At 51.5% G+C, this 18,220-nt stretch carries 16 protein-coding genes and 2 pseudogenes; 5 read left to right on the top strand and 13 right to left on the bottom strand.

Features of this window, described 5'->3' with window-relative positions:
* Positions 1 to 5: 5 nt before the first annotated feature.
* Entirely contained in the window at positions 6 to 1,322 is a 1,317-nt protein-coding gene (locus ACYVAM_RS27245) for a family 1 glycosylhydrolase (RefSeq protein WP_461073023.1), read from the bottom strand.
* A 183-nt stretch (positions 1,323 to 1,505) separates the two neighbouring features.
* On the opposite strand from ACYVAM_RS27245, the gene ACYVAM_RS27240 reads away from it, so the two are divergent.
* Complete coding sequence (locus ACYVAM_RS27240) at positions 1,506 to 2,474, top strand: glycoside hydrolase family 43 protein (RefSeq protein WP_100991986.1); 969 nt, start codon at positions 1,506 to 1,508, stop codon at positions 2,472 to 2,474.
* Here ACYVAM_RS27240 and ACYVAM_RS27235 read toward each other — a convergent pair.
* On the bottom strand, positions 2,459 to 3,280 hold the full coding sequence (locus ACYVAM_RS27235; protein ID WP_100991985.1) for a purine-nucleoside phosphorylase: 822 nt from the start codon (positions 3,278 to 3,280) through the stop codon (positions 2,459 to 2,461). The genes ACYVAM_RS27240 and ACYVAM_RS27235 overlap by 16 nt on opposite strands.
* Before the next feature lie 92 nt (positions 3,281 to 3,372).
* On the opposite strand from ACYVAM_RS27235, the gene ACYVAM_RS27230 reads away from it, so the two are divergent.
* Positions 3,373 to 3,954 carry a TIGR04282 family arsenosugar biosynthesis glycosyltransferase gene (locus tag ACYVAM_RS27230; RefSeq protein WP_100991984.1) on the top strand — a complete coding sequence of 194 codons (582 nt, stop codon included), beginning with the start codon at positions 3,373 to 3,375 and terminating at the stop codon, positions 3,952 to 3,954.
* A 31-nt stretch (positions 3,955 to 3,985) separates the two neighbouring features.
* On the opposite strand, the pseudogene ACYVAM_RS27225 reads toward ACYVAM_RS27230, so the two are convergent.
* A pseudogene (locus ACYVAM_RS27225) lies at positions 3,986 to 5,010 on the bottom strand (TolC family protein); the annotation flags it as partial.
* On the opposite strand from ACYVAM_RS27225, the gene ACYVAM_RS27220 reads away from it, so the two are divergent.
* Positions 5,009 to 5,464, top strand: coding sequence for a DUF6691 family protein (locus ACYVAM_RS27220; RefSeq protein WP_100991983.1), 456 nt, complete (start codon positions 5,009 to 5,011; stop codon positions 5,462 to 5,464). The pseudogene ACYVAM_RS27225 and the gene ACYVAM_RS27220 overlap by 2 nt on opposite strands.
* Positions 5,465 to 5,502: 38 nt before the next feature.
* Here ACYVAM_RS27220 and ACYVAM_RS27215 read toward each other — a convergent pair whose 3' ends face one another.
* From ACYVAM_RS27215 to ACYVAM_RS27200, 4 genes are all read right to left on the bottom strand, one after another.
* Positions 5,503 to 6,162, bottom strand: coding sequence for an MBL fold metallo-hydrolase (locus ACYVAM_RS27215; RefSeq protein ID WP_100991982.1), 660 nt, complete (start codon positions 6,160 to 6,162; stop codon positions 5,503 to 5,505).
* Between the two features lie 195 nt (positions 6,163 to 6,357).
* On the bottom strand, positions 6,358 to 6,831 hold the full coding sequence (locus ACYVAM_RS27210) for a CHRD domain-containing protein (RefSeq protein WP_317046657.1): 474 nt from the start codon (positions 6,829 to 6,831) through the stop codon (positions 6,358 to 6,360).
* 850 nt (positions 6,832 to 7,681) lie between these two features.
* Positions 7,682 to 8,263: a DUF305 domain-containing protein gene (locus tag ACYVAM_RS27205; RefSeq protein WP_100991981.1), complete on the bottom strand. Its 582-nt coding sequence runs from the start codon at positions 8,261 to 8,263 to the stop codon at positions 7,682 to 7,684.
* 50 nt (positions 8,264 to 8,313) lie between these two features.
* Positions 8,314 to 8,943: a DUF305 domain-containing protein gene (locus tag ACYVAM_RS27200; protein ID WP_100991980.1), complete on the bottom strand. Its 630-nt coding sequence runs from the start codon at positions 8,941 to 8,943 to the stop codon at positions 8,314 to 8,316.
* A gap of 163 nt (positions 8,944 to 9,106) precedes the next feature.
* On the opposite strand from ACYVAM_RS27200, the pseudogene ACYVAM_RS27195 reads away from it, so the two are divergent.
* Positions 9,107 to 10,357: pseudogene (locus ACYVAM_RS27195) on the top strand (hypothetical protein).
* A gap of 249 nt (positions 10,358 to 10,606) precedes the next feature.
* Positions 10,607 to 11,092 carry a DUF305 domain-containing protein gene (locus ACYVAM_RS27190; RefSeq protein ID WP_240625505.1) on the top strand — a complete coding sequence of 162 codons (486 nt, stop codon included), beginning with the start codon at positions 10,607 to 10,609 and terminating at the stop codon, positions 11,090 to 11,092.
* Positions 11,093 to 11,491: 399 nt separating this feature from the next.
* Here ACYVAM_RS27190 and ACYVAM_RS27185 read toward each other — a convergent pair whose 3' ends face one another.
* The 6 genes from ACYVAM_RS27185 to ACYVAM_RS27160 form a co-directional block, all read right to left on the bottom strand.
* On the bottom strand, positions 11,492 to 12,013 hold the full coding sequence (locus ACYVAM_RS27185) for a hypothetical protein (RefSeq protein ID WP_240625504.1): 522 nt from the start codon (positions 12,011 to 12,013) through the stop codon (positions 11,492 to 11,494).
* A gap of 29 nt (positions 12,014 to 12,042) precedes the next feature.
* Positions 12,043 to 13,278, bottom strand: a complete 1,236-nt coding sequence (locus ACYVAM_RS27180) for a sulfite oxidase (protein WP_100991979.1) — start codon at positions 13,276 to 13,278, stop codon at positions 12,043 to 12,045.
* A gap of 45 nt (positions 13,279 to 13,323) precedes the next feature.
* Positions 13,324 to 14,307, bottom strand: coding sequence for a YeiH family protein (locus ACYVAM_RS27175; protein WP_100991978.1), 984 nt, complete (start codon positions 14,305 to 14,307; stop codon positions 13,324 to 13,326).
* 75 nt (positions 14,308 to 14,382) lie between these two features.
* On the bottom strand, positions 14,383 to 15,279 hold the full coding sequence (locus ACYVAM_RS27170) for a LysR family transcriptional regulator (RefSeq protein WP_100991977.1): 897 nt from the start codon (positions 15,277 to 15,279) through the stop codon (positions 14,383 to 14,385).
* A 93-nt stretch (positions 15,280 to 15,372) separates the two neighbouring features.
* A complete protein-coding gene (locus ACYVAM_RS27165) occupies positions 15,373 to 16,827 on the bottom strand; it encodes a YncE family protein (RefSeq protein WP_018619829.1) in 1,455 nt (484 codons plus the stop codon).
* Between the two features lie 119 nt (positions 16,828 to 16,946).
* Positions 16,947 to 18,095 carry a hypothetical protein gene (locus ACYVAM_RS27160; protein WP_018619830.1) on the bottom strand — a complete coding sequence of 383 codons (1,149 nt, stop codon included), beginning with the start codon at positions 18,093 to 18,095 and terminating at the stop codon, positions 16,947 to 16,949.
* Between the last annotated feature and the right edge of the window lie 125 nt (positions 18,096 to 18,220).

Here is an 18,220-nt window from a genome sequence, read left to right as displayed (position 1 = left end):
CGTCTTTACGCGTCGGCTTGGTTGTTTTTTGAAACGGTATTGGTCACATTCTGACGAGCCTCTTTGGCATCGTTCTGCTTCTGGTAAGCCCAGGGTTGTTCACTCTCACTAGGCATGATAATCGGCACCTCCAGACAGACGCTCTGGGCCGGTAGTACTTGCCGCCAATCATCAATAAGCTGTTTATAGGCCTGGCCTACGGGACGAATCTGTCGGTTGAGGTCGCACAGGCCCAGCGGATTGACGGTGCCGTTGTTTTCACGCAGCTCCGAATCCCAGTCAACCTGATCGGTGAGCGAATACCAGGTAAAGCCTACCATCGGTACGCCATCATTCCGAACCCGTAATACGTTGGCCCATTCCTTCCAGAGCCAGTTCACCGCTTCGTCGCCGTTCGGTCCCTGCCATAGATTGGTTTCGGTATGCATAACCGGTAGTCTATATCGGTCGTGGTACTGGGTCGTAATGACGTGATAGCCAAATATTTCACCCGAGCCTCGGGTGCTACCGTCGGCCGATACCCGGTGCTCATTGGTCTGATAATAATCATTGCCCATAATGCAATACTGCTTCAGGTTATGACCCATAAAGAAGTGATACTCATCGCGGCTCATACCGTTGTCCATCAGGTATTCGTACATCTCCGAATCGACCCGGCGGCCATAATTGAGATCGAGCGACAGAAAGCGTTTGGCATTCAGGATCTCGGCGGGTTTGATAGCCGCCGGATTTTCGGCATGGAAATACTCCGACGATTCACTCTGGATAAACAGGGCATTGGGTCTTACTTCCAGAATGGCACTCATGGCCAGTACGTTTGCTTTGACAATATGCTTCAGGGCATTCACAAAAGCGACATCACTCCGTAGCTGCTCATTCCACCAGCCATACAGGGCCGAAAACTCGGCGCAGACATACATTTCATTGACGGGGGTATAGAGTTGAACCCATGGAAACCGCTTCGCGAAAGCGTGGGCATATTCAGCAAAAAGAGTTGGAAAATCGGGATTCTGGAAATTGCCAATCCAATCGGGTACGCCAAAATGACACAGGTCCACAATGGGTACGATGTCGCGTTTGCGTAATTCACCAAACGTTTCATCGGCAAAAGACCAGTCGTATTTCCCTTCGCCCAGAAAGGTGGTATGGATAGGGGGGCCGTAGCGCAGAAAGTGAATGCCCAGTTGCTCGACCAGGTCAAAGTCCGTTCGCCAGTGCTGATAATGACCACATTTCGCTAATTCATCCTGACGAAAGCTACCTCCTTGAATCGTCGGATTGCTATTTTCGATGCCCGTGGCAAACATAAATTGACTGACCATACTAGGGAAAACTGGCGCACAACCAATGGATCTGGATGCCGTTTAGTAATCCCTTAACCTATTCTCGCCGGGAGTGTTTACCAAAGAGGATTAAGAGGAGATTAAGCCCATTTTCCTGATTTTTTGTTTCGTTATGGAATCCATAGACTAGTCCAGCTTGCTGCCTTTAAATCTAATTCGAACATGGAGCAGACTTCGTATCAGAATCCACTGGTATCTACCGATTTTCCGGACCCGTCGGTACTTTTCGTCCACCAGAAGGGTTACTACGCCTATGCAACCCACGACCAGTTTTCGCCCACTCAAGCCAACATTCTGCTTCGTCGTTCGCCGGATTTAATTCACTGGTCGGAGCCAACCGGAGCGTTGGTCGCTAAGCCAGTCTGGGCGCGAAAGTGTGAGCGTTTCTGGTGTCCGCAGGTCGTTTATGTCAATGGCCAGTACCGCTTATATTATGCCGCCGAGTCGGATGCTAAAGATGGTATGCACCTGGCTTTAGCCCTGTCCGATACGCCCGATAACTTTGTCGATATAGGCGTACCGCTCTCAGACTCAAACGGCTCCTATGCCATGATTGATCCCTGCTTTTTTGCGGACCCCAAAACGGGTCGACATTATCTATATTACGGTTCGGCGCATGAACCCATCCGGGCCATTGAATTGGCCGCCGATGGTCGAACGTTTATCGGCTCACCTACAGACGTACTTTGGCCCCGGCCCGGCGTTCCGTTTGAAACCTTACGGGAAGGCGCTTTTGTGACCTATGTTTCGGCCTGGGATCGGTATTTTTTGTGGATATCCGGCGACAATACGTGGGCGACGAATGGCTATGCGGTCAGTGTATACTGGTCGACGAACCCAGTCCGGGATTTTGCCCCCATTCCGGAACCGCATAGTATCCTGAAACCCAATGAGCACTGGGATTCACCGGGCCAGGCTTGTGTACTACCAGACGCAGCGGGCGTTGACTGGCTGATCTATCATGCCGTTGATACAACTGATCGCTACATTACGGGTACTAACTTTTTTTTGCGAAAAATGTGCATGGATCGAATCGTGTATTCGGCTGAAGGATGGCCTTCTATTGCCACCAATTCACCTTCCTTTGACCGTCAGCCTGGACCAACTACGGAGCATCAATCATTTAGTTGACCAACCAGGGCTTTCATGAGGGCCGTCAGCTTCGGTTCGGCAGTACCCGCAGCCGCAATGATTTTGGTGATGTCGGCTTTTTCCAGCGTATCGGGGAAACACATATCCGTAATGACCGAGGCACCGAAAACGGCCATCCCCATCTGATTGGCCACAATAACTTCCGGTACGGTCGACATGCCCACGGCGTCGGCTCCCCATTGGCGCAGCATTCGATACTCGGCCCTTGTTTCGAGTTGCGGCCCCGTAACACTGACGTAGACACCCCGTTTGAGGGGAATCCCTAGGTTGGCCGCGAGTATAAACGCCAGATCGATCAGGGATTTGCTGTAGGGTTCGCTCATATCCGGAAACCGATCCCCGAATTCGGGCGGATTTGGGCCTACCAGTGGATTTTGGGGCAGCAGCAGGCTAATGTGGTCTTCGATGACCATCAAATCGGTCGTTTGGAAATCCGGATTCATACCCCCGGCGGCATTCGACACGAGCAATGTTCGAACGCCCAGCGCGTGCATTACCCGAACCGGAAAGGTGACCTGCTGCATGGAATAACCCTCATAATAATGAAAGCGTCCCTGCATCACCACAACCGGCTTGCCTTCCAGGGTTCCCAGAAGTAACTTACCCGAATGGAACTCAACCGTCGATAGGGGAAAGTGTGGAATCGTCTCGTAGGAGAGCGTTGTTTCAATAATGAGTTCTTTGGCCAGAGCGCCGAGGCCGGTGCCCAGAATAATCCCAATCCGGGGTGTTCGTTGTGTTTTTGACTGAATAAACTGGGTTGCCTGTTGAATTTGTTCAAGCATGATAAATCGAGTAGTTGGCCTAACTTTTTCTGCAAGTTAACCGTTTGGCGGGTAGTCGCTGTTTGAACCCCACGCATTTATTAACCAGGAATATGACCGCCAACCGCCTTATTGTCTTTGTCAAAAATCCGATTCCGGGTCAGGTGAAAACCCGGATTGCCCGCACCGTGGGAGATGCCAGAGCGGTTGAGGTGTATAGGCACCTGCTGGCCTATACTCAACAACTTGTCAAAGGCTTTGCAACCGGGTGCGTCGTTTACTACGGTGATTTTATCAACCCGGATGATGGCTGGAACGGGTATCCTAAACAGCAGCAAACAGGCATTGATCTGGGTGAGCGGATGCTGAATGCCTTTCAGGAGCAGTTTGCATCCGGCGCCAAAAAGGTCATCATCATTGGCAGCGACTGTCTTGACATTACCCCCGATCAAATCAGCCGCGCAATTGACGTACTCGATACGGTAGACGTAGTGATTGGACCGGCTACCGATGGGGGATATTATTTACTGGGGATGAATCGGCCTCGCCCGTTTTTATTTCGGGATATGCCCTGGAGTCAACCGGAGCTTTGCCAGCTCACGGAACTGGCTGTTTTGCAACATAACCTGACCTTCGTCCGACTCGATGAACTGAACGATATTGACGAATGGGCGGATTATGAACGGTATGTATAATCCAATCCCAAAAGATTATCGAATCGATCCCCTATTCCCATCCGCCACCCAATGCCCGGTATAAATCTGTCAGGGCTAAGAATTGAGACTGTTTGGTGGTAATCAGGGCCAGTTCCGCTTCCAGCACGCTCCGTTGCGCGGTGATTACTTCCAGATAGGACGCATAGCCACCCCGAAACAAATCGTTCGATGTCGAGACGGCCTGCTCTAAAACGGCTACTTCCTGCGCCTGAAGATCAGCAACCGACCGGTGATTCTCGACACCCCGCAAACTGGTGGTTACCTCACTGAAACCCGTCAGGATGCTCTGTTGATAGCGATACAAAGATTCCCGGCTTTGCGCTACCGACTGCTGGTAATTGGCTTTCACAAAACGCTGGTTCAGGATGGGTGCCGACAAACCACCCAGCAAACCCGCAGCAATGGAAGCCGGGTTGAACAGCACGCCCGTTCGGAAGGCGTTCAGTCCTACGTATGCCGTCAGGTTCAGACTGGGCAGAAATTCGGCACGGGCTACATCAATGTCAATATTAGCAGCTTGCAGATCAAGTTCAGCTTGCCGGATGTCGGGTCTACGAACCAGCATTTGCGCAGGAATACCCGTCAGCACCTGGCCGGGTAGTTCACGAGCTTGAAGGGAGTTGCCACGCGCAATTGGTTGCGGATAGCGACCCAGTAATCGGTTCAACTGATTCTCATTCTCGACAATCTGCTGGCGAACCTGACCCTGTCTGCTTCGGGTATTCAGGAGTTGGGCGGAGAACTGTTGAACGGCCAGTTCAGTTACCCGGCCCGCTTCTTTCTGGATGCGGACCAGGGCCAGCGCATTCTGCTGATACTCGACGTTTTTCTGAAGGATTTCCAGCTCACCATCCAGGGCCAGTAGCGCGTAGTAGTGCCGGGCAATTTCTGCTACTAAGGCAGTTATAACGGCATGACGGCCCTTTTCAGAAGCGAGTAGTCGCAGATAAGCTGCTTTTTTCGGTTGTGAAGTTTACCCCAGATGTCGATTTCCCACGTACTGCGGGCACCCAAAAAATAGTCGGGGGTAGGGTTGCTCCACGAAGTGCCCGGGGCAAAAACTAAACCCGAAACGGGGCTTGCCAATCTAAAGTACCTGATTGTCGGTCTGCTGTTTGGCATTGTCTTCGTCAAAGCCGAAATCATTTCCTGGTTCCGGATTCAGGAAATGTTCCGGCTTGATTCGTTTCATATGTACGGGGTTATCGGCAGTGCCGTCGTGGTAGGGCTCCTATCTGTACAACTCATTAAGCGATTCGGTATCAAAACGATGACTGGCGAGCCGGTTCATATTGCGCCTAAAGTCTTTCACAAAGGCCAGATCTATGGCGGGCTTATTTTTGGCTTGGGCTGGGCCATTACCGGTGCCTGTCCAGGCCCCTTATTCGCTCAGATTGGCAGTGGGTATGTCCTTGTGGCCGTTACGCTGCTGAGTGCCCTAGCGGGAACGTGGCTGTATGGCTACTTCCGGGAGAAACTGCCGCAGTAATAGGGCCGTTTATGTTTCACGACGGCGGTTTTAGGGATCTATAGTATAACGGCCTGTCCTGGTTCGGTCAGGTAATGAAACTGAATACCTAATTTCTCAACGTAAGGCCCGTATGTTTCATACCGCTGCTGGAGAAAGAACGATTTGGCATACCCATCGTGAACGGGCAGGATCTGTTTCGGTTGCATCTGTTTAGCAAAATCGGCCACCATGAGCTCGGTCAGAAACGGAGCCATGACGGGCAGCACCAGCAACTCGATCCCCTTATAATTCAGCAAAATAGGCGAGAACGAGTCCGCTGGATTGAGTACCTGATTGTCAATTATAAAGGCAAACATCTTAGGTAAGTGATCGTCCAAAACGGGCTCATGAGGGACCGGAATCGCTTGTAGGGTAAACGGACCGAGTTGAAGGGTTCCTTCCTCAATAACCCGCACAGGTATTGCCTGCGGGTGGAGTTTATCGGCCACTTCCTGCGTCGAAAATACCTGGGCACCACTCAGGTTTACAATCTGCTTGAGGATATCGACGTCCAGGTGGTCAGGATGGTCATGGGTAATGATCACCTGCGCTACGTGTCGGAAGGTTTCGGGTTTTACCAACCCCTCGATAAAGGAAAATTTGCCGGGATCGAACAGGAGCTGTTGCCCGTCCTTTTCCAGTAATAGGCAGGAGTGGATATATTTAGTGATTTTCATACATTAAAAGAATAGGCACTACCTACCAATTCCATTATGAAATAATGAGCCTGACTTTCCAGTCAGGCTCAGGTACCAGGCGCTTACCGATTGTATAGTAAGTAATTCGAGAATTTATCCATTCCTAAACATAAGTAATTGGCCTTATAGGACTTAATAAGCAGCTAGTGTAAGGCCAAAAACGGTACAGCTTTATTACTTTCTGACATCGCCCCAGATCGCTCCACCGGGATAAACCTTAGTATGCATATTGGCGTAGTACTTGCCTCCTAAAAGAGAATCTACTTTGCTTTGCGCCAATACACCCGTTACCGCCATAAAGGGTGAAGCTGGTAAAGGACTGGGGAAATTTATGTCAACTGGGCCGGTACCATCCGCATTGGTGACCCGATGCAGGTGGCCTGCCGTTGGTGGATCGGTGGTGGGAAAACCCTGGTAGGTGACCGTGTAACTAAGGATCCGGGTCGTCGTGTTTAAGTCGCCAACAAACGTACCCGTAGCCGGAGAGGTCGTGGAAGATGGTTTTTCATTAGCACCATTCAGGCTAGTCGTCAGACGCGTTGTTGTAGAAGCAACAACCGGATTTTCATCACTCTTTTTACAAGCGGAAAAGGATAAGCTCAGGGCCAATAGTACTGTCAAGGCCACGGGAGGGATGTGCATATTCATAAAAGAAACGTTTATGGACTCTAGCAAAGGATATTGCTAGAGGCAGTGAAACCAACCATATTGGTTTGTCAAGATGATGACCAAGCGCAAGCGTTTAATGCTATATGTACGCTGTATCTTCGTAAATAGATTGATAGGCGTACCGGCAGTCTAGTTAGTTCCGTGAAACGGCGCCCCCTACTAACCTGCCTTAGCCAATTATTTACGGGATTATCTACCCCAAATTCAATGCTCTGTCGTATGTCTCTACAATTCGATCCCTACAACCACGGGCAACCCATTAGGAATCGCCCATAACCCGGGTATAAAGAATAACTGGTACAATATATATTCTACAGCACTTAAACTATTATAAGTCAATATGTTACGGCTAAAATTTCATTTTAACGGTCGATTAATTGAAAGGGATAGAAAATGAAATTATTTCATATTTTCGATCCCTACAAACGTTTCATATTGCCGTTCGCGTAATCAACCGGGACGCCGGAGCGTTTTCACGAAACCTGCTCATTTATCGAGTTTTCTGAAAGGAACCGGGCCGCGCCACGGTGGCTGCCGGAGCAGTATACGTTTTGAGTAATTCAGGTTTGATAGCTCCAAAATCTTGACTGTAAATAGCTTTAAGACAAGTATTTATAGCTCCAGGTGAAAGTATTGTACCACTCTTACACTTTACCCGGGTGATGGTCATGAACATGATGCGGGGCATTAAGGGCATGGGCGGTATGCAACACAACCTGAAATAAGCAAACGATAGGCGTTTCAAAAGCCACTTGGAAACATAATCATCAAATTCAAAAATGCCCAGCCTGTACTAATCAGGCTGAGCGTACCAATTGAGGAGAATAGCCTACCCTTTCAAACTGGTTTCCTGTTTCTTGAGATCAGCCAACTCTTTGGTTTGCTCACTAATGACTTTATTCGCTAGCGTCTTCATTGATGAGGTTTTACCTTCTTTCAAGAACGCACGGGCCATATCAATACCTTGTTGATGGTGCTGGGCCATCATACTGGCATAGTCATGGTCCACGTTGCCATTCATCGAGTGCTTGCCGCCGTGCATAATTTCCATGCCGGTTTGTCCCAATTTTGACGAAGACGACATGGGTTTGTGGCTGCTCAGAAACTGATCCAATTCCTTAATCTCTTTCTGATTGCTGGCTTTGATCTTGGTCGCCATTGCCTTTACCTGAGCGTTCTTTCCCTGCTTGATTTCCAGGTCTGACATATCGACGGCTGATTGGTGGTGCATCTTGAGCATCATCGCAAAGTCATGATCAGGGTCTCCCGTCATTTTCATACCCATCATTTTGTTCATGCCTGACATCATTGATTTCATCATGGCATTACTAGTCGATTGCTGGGCCAGAATAGGCTGAACCATCAGCATAGTTACTAGGGTAAAAGCTAACATAAGTCTGTTCTTTTTCATACTTATTTTGTTATCTTATTTCACAAATATGACATCAGCGTTAGCTGTTTTCAATAGGGTTTGTTCTTGATCAGCCAGTCTTGAAATTGGCTAATCTCAGTTTTCTGCTCCTCGATTATTTTCTGAGCCATCTGCTTCATAGAATCCACCTTACCGTAATTCAATTCCATTTGAGCCATATCTAATGCGCTCTGATGGTGGTCGATCATTAAGGCGGTGAAATCAACATCAGAATTGCCGGAAAGGAACCGGGTATCCTGGGCTTTCATCATTTTATCCATGCCTTGCATAGCCATTGCATCAAATGTCTTGCCTGCATCCGAAGCGACTGCCTGATGACTGCTGAGAAACTGAGTAAACTGAGACTTTTCACTCGTCTGTGAGGATACTACATTTTGCGCCATTGTCTTAATCATCGGATCATTCCCACTTTTGAGCACTTCATTGGCCATATCGATAGCCCCCTGGTGGTGCATCGACATCATCATAGCAAAATCATGGTCCGGGTCACCCGTCATCTTCATGGCGTTCATCTGCGTCATATTCGCATGCATGATTTGTTGATACACATTCGCGTCATGCGTTTGTGGGGTAATGCCGTCATTATTTTTGTTGCAGGCGGTACTGACTATTGCCAGCAAAGCGATCAGGGCCAAACGGCCTAAAAGATTATTTTTCATATAATTGAGTAAAACGTAACAACTTAATCAACTAACTATTTGAGGACAGGCTCGGTTTTTACAAGATTCCCCGGTGGAGTTACAGAATTTTAGATTCCTCGGTTGGGATTAAGGCTCCTTTTAAGCAACTTAGCTTTTTAGTTGACTGCCAACTCATTAATCTATGCCCACAGATACCTTAACCCACTTAATCGAAGATTACAAACAAAATTCTGATCTGACGTACTAAAGCTGGTTTCTGCACAACGAAGACCGTTTAAAAGCGTTTCGATCAATTCGACGTGGCGTCCTTCAGGTCATCAGTGACATCAAGGATGGCTCTTTTCCCAACGATTTTAAAGGTAGTTCGTTAGAGTTCGTACTAAACTGCATTACTGAACAAAAGCAGGTGTTTGAGGGGGCTTCTCATCCTTTTTATTGGAAGCCGAAGCTACGTATCCCGGACATTTATGAGAATCAGGACCACAAGCGGTATTTTGGACAGTTCCTGGAATGCTGCCTGAAGGCGACTAAACCGGAAACGATTACGAATGAGATTACCCGGCTTAATGCCTATAAAATTAAGGGCTTGGGACCAGCCGTTGCCAGTATTCTTTATTTCCTGCATCCGACTTGGGTACCGCCTTTCAATACCGCGATTATCAACGGCTATAACCGGCTCTTCAACGAACGGCGTAAGCTCGGTTCCTGGCCCGAATATTTGGCCATTCGGGAAAAGATGCTATCGGTGAATACCGAATATCGGCACGTTTTATCAAACGATTTGGGCGCTTTGTCAGGATTATTGTTTGAGATTGGAGCGGGAAACGTATTAGTACCGGGCTTATCCGATCAGCCCCTTATTGAACGCGATAAACTGGAAAAGCAATTATCAAAACGGCATAAAGCAGTTGTTGATGAACAACGGGAAGAACAAACGCATAGTGAAATGCAGTACCATCTGTTGACGATTGGACGCGCATTGGGTTACGATGTTGTAACCGCCCGGAATGACATTTCCCGGCAATACAATGGCCATTTGTTTTCATTTCTGAGTCTACCAAACCTGCCCGCCTTACCCGTCTCGCCGGAAACGGCTCAAACCATTAGTCTGATTGATATCGTATGGTTAGAGAAAGCAACAGGGCGTATTATCTGCGCTTTCGAGGTTGAAAAAAGTACATCGATCTACTCCGGCATTCTACGGCTGACCGACCTGACCTGCTCGTTACCTGATCATGCCACGACGTTGTACCTAGTGGTTCCCGACAGTCGCCGGAGAGAGGTCGAGATGCAGTTAACCCGTCCTTCCATTCGACAGACAAATACCCCAATCCGCTACATTCTGATGTCGGAATTACGCACCCATTGCGATGCACTATGCCGATTTGGTGATAGTCATCAAGTACTTGAGAAGATTGCGCGGGCCGTGTGACCTAGAAGAGGTCTTAACTTATTCTAGGATGAGATAAACTGATAACTGCCATGGCCGGTTCAGTCGCTGGTCCCTGCACGGTCCACCGTTGCGAGGGAACCGCGCTCAGCGGTGCGGGATTGCTTATTTTCAGAATCGGATAGCCGTCAGCTTTCTCCAAGCCGAACTACTGCGGCCAAATGCCTTTTAAAAACAGTTTTAACCTGGCTGACGTTTCTTCATCAATGGTCTTTAACCGTTGAAAACGCTATGGAATCCCAGAATATGAATCATGACAATATGAAAAAGGGGCATTACAGAAAATTCTTTCTGATGCTCGCAGTATCGTTTGTGGTTATGCATTTGACGATGTATTTGAATACGGAAAAGGTTGATCACCTCTATTTAAGTACAAATCGTCTTTACATGACCACCCTGATGATTACGGTAATGGCCGTGGTCATGTTACTGTTTATGCGCTCGATGTACCAGGATCAGCGTACTAATATGTTCATTATTGGCGGGAGTGTTGCCTTGTTTGTTGCGGCCTTGTTTTGTGTCCGCCATCAGGTATTTATTGACGATAAACGGTTTATGCAGTCCATGATCCCTCACCATTCAATTGCTATTCTGGTTAGTAAAAATGCCGATCTAAAGGACCCGGAAGTGAAAAAGTTAGCTCAGGATATTATCAAGGCTCAGGAGCGAGAGATTGCCCAAATGAAGCATATTCTTACCCGAATAGACAGCGAATGAAGTTTAAACAGCCATTAAATTTATATTTTTTTGCACCGTTATCAAGTAGCAATCAAGTACTTCCTATTTCTAAATCTACGGAAGACTTTTTTAGGCAAAACAGTTGATTGTCTTGTCCAAAAATGAAACCGACGTTTTTGTGGATGCGTTTAGCGGTAGTTCACATTGCTGCAACCCATTCATTTATACCAAAATTACGAGTTCATTAAATAACATCAACTACCCTTTTATTGGTCGAAAATGGCCGGTTGAGTAGGAGGGGAGTCTGTACGGATACAAATAGGTAAGTTGCGTAGAGAAAACGCGACGTAACTTGTACCAGAGGCCTGACAAAGGATAAATGAGTTATTTTTTGCCTGAGGAAAATGGAGTTTTACTATAAGCCGATAATCACTTCATTTACTGCCCGGTGTCCTTATGCCATTTTGGCGCTTCGAGCGGCAACCGACGACCATCAAACGGCGTTTTGATGGGGCCATAGTATTTGGCCAGATAAGCCAGAATAGGCTTTTCCGTATCCCCCAAATCCCACAGCTTCTGAGTACGCTGCATCCAGCGAATACGCTCAATCCATTTTTCCTGGTCGAAATGGCTTTGCAGAATCAGCTTACTTGAATGGCAGACCGTGCATTGCCCCTTCACAAGGGGCATGGTTTCGTCCAGAGTCAGCCCCGACTCGGTATCGACATGAACCCCATCCGCGTTGATCGTCGTAGTCGCCCCTGGTATTGTTGCGACGGGCGTACCTTTTATCACTTTTTTCGTCGTCGCCGAACGGTGCGCTGCCGGTGAGGTTGCTGCCTTCACGGGCGCCTTTTTGGCGGGAACCGGCTGCTGGGCGACCCAGGCGCATAACAGCCAGACACACAGGCTGCTCACCAACCATCTGTACTTGGTCAATCTCTGTTTCTCGTTCATCATTTTTTTGTTCCTGTTCGTTCTGTTCTTTCCTAAACAACCTTCACGGCAATCCGGTGACAGGCATTGTTGATGTAGCCTTCGGGGTTCCATTGGGGCATCACCATCGGCTGCGCCACGCCCACCTCGTCGGTGGCCCGCGCCCAGACCTCGTAATACCCCTGAATGGGCATTTGTACCTCGGCGGTCCAGTGTTGCCAGGCCAGCCGGTTTTTTGGGGCTTTCAAGTCCGCTTTCTGCCAGGTCTGACCAAAATCGATTGAGACGTGTAGGTCCTTCACCGTGCGGTCGCCCGCCCAGGCATGACCGCGTAACGATAGTGTTTGGCCTATTGGCAGTTCCAGCCCCGTTTTAGGCGAGGTAATGACTGACTTCACCGGCATCGACTCGATGATTTTGAAGTCGCCCTCCGGCGGATCGACACCCGGCACCACCGGATGAATAGGGATGCGGTAACTTTTACCCGTCATTTTGGCCCCGTCGTGGACTTTATCGCGAATGGCAATCGTGTGCAGCCACTTCCCCGACACCGACGCGGGCCAGCCGCCAATGACCAGCCTTAGCGGGTAGCCATGGACCAGCGGAATAGCCTCCCCGTTCATGGCCCAGGCAATGATCGTTTCGTCTTCGAGGGCTTTGGCGATGGGAACACCCCGCGAGATGACCGGCTGTTTCGGGTCGCGGCTTAGGTGCAGGTCTTTACCGTAGTAGCCGATATACACGGCGTTGTCTTTCAAACCGACATCGGCCAGCAAATCTTTGAGCCGGATACCGGTCCATTCGGCGCAGCTTACCCCGCCTTCAGCCCACTGATTACCCGCCGTTTTGGGGAAGAAACCCGCCCGGCCATTGCCGCCACACTCGACCACCAGTTGGTAGGTGTAGGGCTTGAATTTGGTTTTAAGGTCATTAAGGGTGTATGTTTTTGGGGCATTTACCGATTCGCCGTTGATGGTCAGTATCCAGTTGGCTACGTCGATGTTTTCAGGAATCAGGCCGTTGTTGCGGATAAACATCTTGTCGGCGGGTGTCACGGCATCGTCGAGCAGGTAAGCCGGGGTTTCCACGTTCCAGGGCTTGTCGTTCAGCACGACTAAGTTCTTGTTTTTAGTCGCCAATGGGTCAATGTCAAACGCTACCGGCAGGTACTGTTTAGGGAGCCGGTCGGCAAAGACGATGTTGGTGCCCAGCAGGGCGGTCAGGGTCGTGAGCGAACCGGCTTTCAGGAAACCCCGCCTGTCGAAGAAATTGGCTGCGTCGTTTTTCATGGGATCAAAAATGTCAGTAAAGGTGATTTTGTTTAGTTAATTGAACTATACGTGCAGGATAGCATAGAGCGATACTGTAGAGATCAGTATCCATAAAACGACGCCCTGCACCATGGGTTTCCAGCCCACCGCGCGGATAACCTTACCCGATAGCCCGGCCCCAATCAGAAACAGCGTCAGCGTCAGGCCAATGTGTGCCAGTTTGACCAGTATCCCGGCAAGTGGCTCAATAGCGGGTAGATACGTGTGAGCGATCATGGCCAGGATAAACAGGCCAATGAAATAGGGAATGCTGATTTTACCGTTTCCCGTCCGAAACAGAGCCGCCGTGCCGAGAGCAACCGGAATGATCCAGAGGGCACGGGCCAGTTTCACAGTGGTGGCCAATTGCAGGGCCTCGGGGCCAAACTTAGCGGCCGCGCCCACCACCGAGCTGGTATCGTGAATGGCCAGCGCGCACCACAACCCAAACTGCGATGGAGTCAGGTGCAGCCATTGGCCAATGAGCGGAAAGACGATCAGCGCGACGGAGTTCAGGATAAAAATGGTACCGAGGGAGACGGACAGTTGCTTTTCTTCGGCCTTCATCACGGGCGAAAGGGCGGCAATGGCGCTCCCTCCGCAGATGGCCGTACCAGCTGCAATGAGGTGGGCCGTTACCCGGTCGATCTTCAGCCATTTACCCAACAGAATACCCACCGTCAGCGTCCCGGCGATGGACACGACCGTAAACAGTACGCCTTCTTTCCCCGCCTGCACTGCACTATGTACGTTCATGCCGAAGCCCAGCCCGACCACCGATGCCTGTAACAGCCAGTGCGTGGCCTTATGATTAAGGTGTAGGAATGGATGGCCGACAAACTGCGCCATCAGCAATCCCAGCAACAAGGCCAGTGGGGACGACATAATCGGAGTCAGGCAAAGCACCAGCGCGGTCCCAAAAATGAGTTCGCGGGTGGTGAAGGTATGCGAACGCAGGGTGTCAATATGCTTGAGGAAAGGAGTGCGGGGCGTTGTTGTCGGATTCATAACCGGTTACTTTATTGATGGATCAAAGGTACCCGGCCGCTGGGTGCGGGGCCAATCATCCCTGCTCATAGGTGATTACTTTCGGTTATAGTGATGCCTCGTAAAGCGCATAAACGTATCGGCCAGCCCCTCGCTTACCCCTTGCAACTGAATGGCGTAAAAATCGCGCTGTATCGCTAAACCGGCCACATCCAGCACTCGCAACGCACCCGATTTGAGTTCATCCTGCACCGCAAAAATGGACACAAAGGCCATGCTCTTTGAACTGCCCAGATACGATTTGATTCCTTCGGTGCTGCCCAGCTGCATACCGACGGTGAGGTCGGTCAGGCGCAGCCCCGCCTTTCGCAGGGCGTGTTCGACTACTTCGAGTGAGCCAGAACCGCGTTCGCGCAGCACCAGCGGAATGGTTTTCAACTCATCCAGCGTCAGCTCATCCCGCCCGGCCAACGGGTGGTCGTCCCGGCAAACCAGTACCAGTTCGTCTTTGACAAAGGGCGTATAGCGAACATCGCTGTGGTGGGTGCGGCCTTCCACTAAGCCCAGATCGATGTCGTTGCCCAGCAGGGCCTGTTCGATCTGTTCGGTGTTGCCGCTGAGCAGGGATAGCTTCACCTCGGGCGTGTGCTCCTGAAAGCGGGCCAGTACCGCCGGAATGACGTACTGGGCAATGGTCGAACTGGCCCCCAGCCGCAGCTGTCCGCCTACCCGGCCCTTGAGTGTATTCATGTCGAATTCGGCCTGCTGGTAAATCGCAATGATTCCTTCAGCGTGGCGAAACAGCACCTGACCGGCCCTAGTAAGACTAACCTGGTTACCCCGCCGGTCGAAAAGGGCCGTGCCAAACTGGCTTTCGAGTTCCTGAATGTGTTTGGTAATGGCGGGCTGGGTCACGAATAGGTCGGCGGCTGCTTTGGTGAAACTGAGCCGTTTGGCCACCGTGTAAAAGACATTCAGGCGAAAATCGAGCATAGAACGATAGGAGTGAACGGCTAAAAATGGATTAGCCAAACCGGGAAGAAGGTGTTTTAAAGTGTCGGGGTTAACTCACCTTTTCAATAACCATCAGGGCGTACTCAGAACCACGGCACCGGCCGGATTTTTATCGCCCTGCAGCACCACCAAGAACCGCCCCGCCAGTCGCAGTTTAATCTGGTAGTACGCATTGATTTCCACCGCGCCTTTGTCATCCGTTTTAAACGCTACCACCGCTTCGGGGTTGACCGCCATGCTTTTCTGGTCGGACAGGTAGAGCGTGTATGCTGTGTCGGGCGTCAGCTTTTTGAGGGCCAGAACCAGCTCGTCGATCCCCCCGATGGTGCGCACGGTAGCCCCGCCCCCGACGCCCGGAACGGGTGGCGTCCCGTTGGGCGTCAGCCGCACGTTTACCGGTGTGGTTGGTACGAAAGCCTCCAGATTGGCTAGCCCGGTCGATCCGTCGGGTATCGCCCGGACGGCATACACCAGTGCCTGCGGGGCCTGCCCGCCCGGTATCTGCCGAATTTTGGTGTTGGTCTTCGTATCAATGACATCAACCGCGTCGCCGTTCTCCAGCCCTACGTACAGTTTACTGCCGTCGCCCGAGGGCCATATCCCGTGGGGATTCGGGCCGACCGGAATCGTGGCCACCAACTGACGGCTGCGGCTGTAGACTTTCACCACGTTTTCCCCGCCCACCGTCACGTAGGCAAACGCCCCGGCGGCACTGCCGCTGTAGCGCGAGCCGCCCTCCGCCCCCGCGAAGTTGACGTGGTTGGTGCCCGGTCCGGTGTCGATGACGCCTTCGGTTTCGTAGGTCTGGGCATTCACCACGCTTACTTTGCCCTCATCCTTGTGGGTGAACCAAACCTGCTGCCCGTCGAAGGTGGCCGCGATATTGGGCGAAAAGGGCGTTACGGTTGGAATACGTTTGATAACCTGGTAAGTTTTGGTGTCGACTACGTCCAGTTCGGCGGTGAACGAGTGGTTGACGAAAGCCACCTTACCGTCGGGCCGGAACACGACCATGCCCGGCCCTTTGGCCGTCTCGATGCGTCGAACCTCCTGCAACTTCTCCACGTCGATAACGGACACGTAGTCCTCCCCCCGCACCGTTAGCCAGAACTGCTTACCGTCGGGCGTGAAAAAACCCTCGTGCGGGTTGCGGCCCACGTACACTTTCCCCTTGATTTTGTTGGTCGTCAAATCCACAAAACTGACCGAGTTCGTCAGCGTAGAAACGACGCCTAAGGTGCGGTTATCCGGAGAGATGCCCAGGCCGTGCACGTTGGCCTCCCGGTCGTAGAGTGGGCTAAAGTCGTTGGGGCGGGCGATGCCAAAGCGAATGACCCCCAGGAGTTTGTCAGTCGAGGGATCAAACACCGATACTGTGTTGGAACTCTGGTCGGCGGTGTAGACCCGGTCCTGGCCCGTCACGCCCACCGGACCCGCATCCGGCGTGGTGACCGGTGTCAGCATGTGATCCTGGCAGGCGGTCAATACGCTCAGGCCAACCGCCATTAGTAGTACTGGAATTTTCATGATCTGTTTTCGTTGAGTGTGATTGCTGTATATGGCTGATTCAGCGCGGTTAATCCATCACAACACCGAACGCCTTGGGTTGGTAACCCATGTGGTGCTGTGATGGATCAATCAGTTCATTATGAATTAGGGGTCAGGGCCTGCCCGTTCACCACCGGGCTGATCTGCACCACGCGGGTAGCACTCCCCGTCTTCCCCGCATTGTCGGTCACGCGGGCCGTAATGGTCACCGATGTTTTGCCCACGGGCATCAGCAGCGAGCCGCCCACCACCCAGCCGAAGGTCGTCCGCACGTAGCCCGTGGGGTCGAGTTCGCTGCCCGCAATGTTGAACACAGGGGCTAAGTTACCCCCGGCCACGATGATGTTGCCGTTGGGTTGCAGCAGGGGCACGTCGAAGGTCACGTTCAGTCCCGTTACGTAGCGGTTGGGCCCTTTGGATGACTGGGTAGGGTCGACGATCGTACCCCGGGTGGCGTCGTCGCGGCCCTCCCCATTTTCATTGACCCCAATACCCGCTCGGCTGATGTCGAGTGCGGACACCTGAATGAAAAACAGCGAGGCATTGGTGGGTGGCGTGGGCGAGGTTTTGGGGCCAGTGGACACACTAGACGGATCGCGGGGAGCCAGCAGGGTGACAACCGGACCCGCCGGGTCAACCGGACCCGTGGTGTTGAGGGTCGCCGAGGGCGGGGGCGTCAGGGCCTGCCCGCTGGTGGCTATTCCATTGCCTTCGGCAACGGAGAGGGTGATTTTGTCGGTGCCCGTTTTGCCCGCTTTGTCCCGGACCGAGACGGTAATGGTAAACTGACCGACGCCCACCGGAATGGATTCGAGCACGTGCCAGCCGGTCCAGATGGTGACCCCCGGGCCGGGCGTGTCGTCGGTGCCGGCGATGTTGAAGAGGGCCGCCAGGTTGGTATTTTTTGGGATGATACCACCGTCGGGTTTAACCAGGTCGGTGTCGAAGAGAACCGTCAGGCCCGGCATGTTGGGGTTGACATTACCCAGCAGGGCGGTGTTGCGAATGTTGAGGCTTTCGTTGGTAATGACGTTGACCGAATCGCGGGTGACCACTTCCACATTAATCTCAAAGCCGCTGCCGTTGAAGCTGCCGGCTCCGGGTCGGCCGTCCCCGCGCGTGACGCGGGCATTAGCCACGGGTGAAACAATGCGCACGGTAGGGGCAAAATTTTCCGGTTCGCGGTGGTCGGCGCAGGCGGTGGCCAGCAGGGCCAGTATTCCAATCAGCAGTAGTCTATTGAACATCCTATTGGTTTTACTTAACGGGTTAATTGTGAGCTAACTTAGCTACTACGGAATAGTTTGGAAAAAGGTTGCGTGGGATAGATCGTCTGCCCGATTCGTCTATCCTCGGGAAGCGGATTTAAAAG

Source organism: Spirosoma horti (genome assembly GCF_054776595.1).
This window is presented reverse-complemented; position numbering and strand designations above follow the sequence as displayed.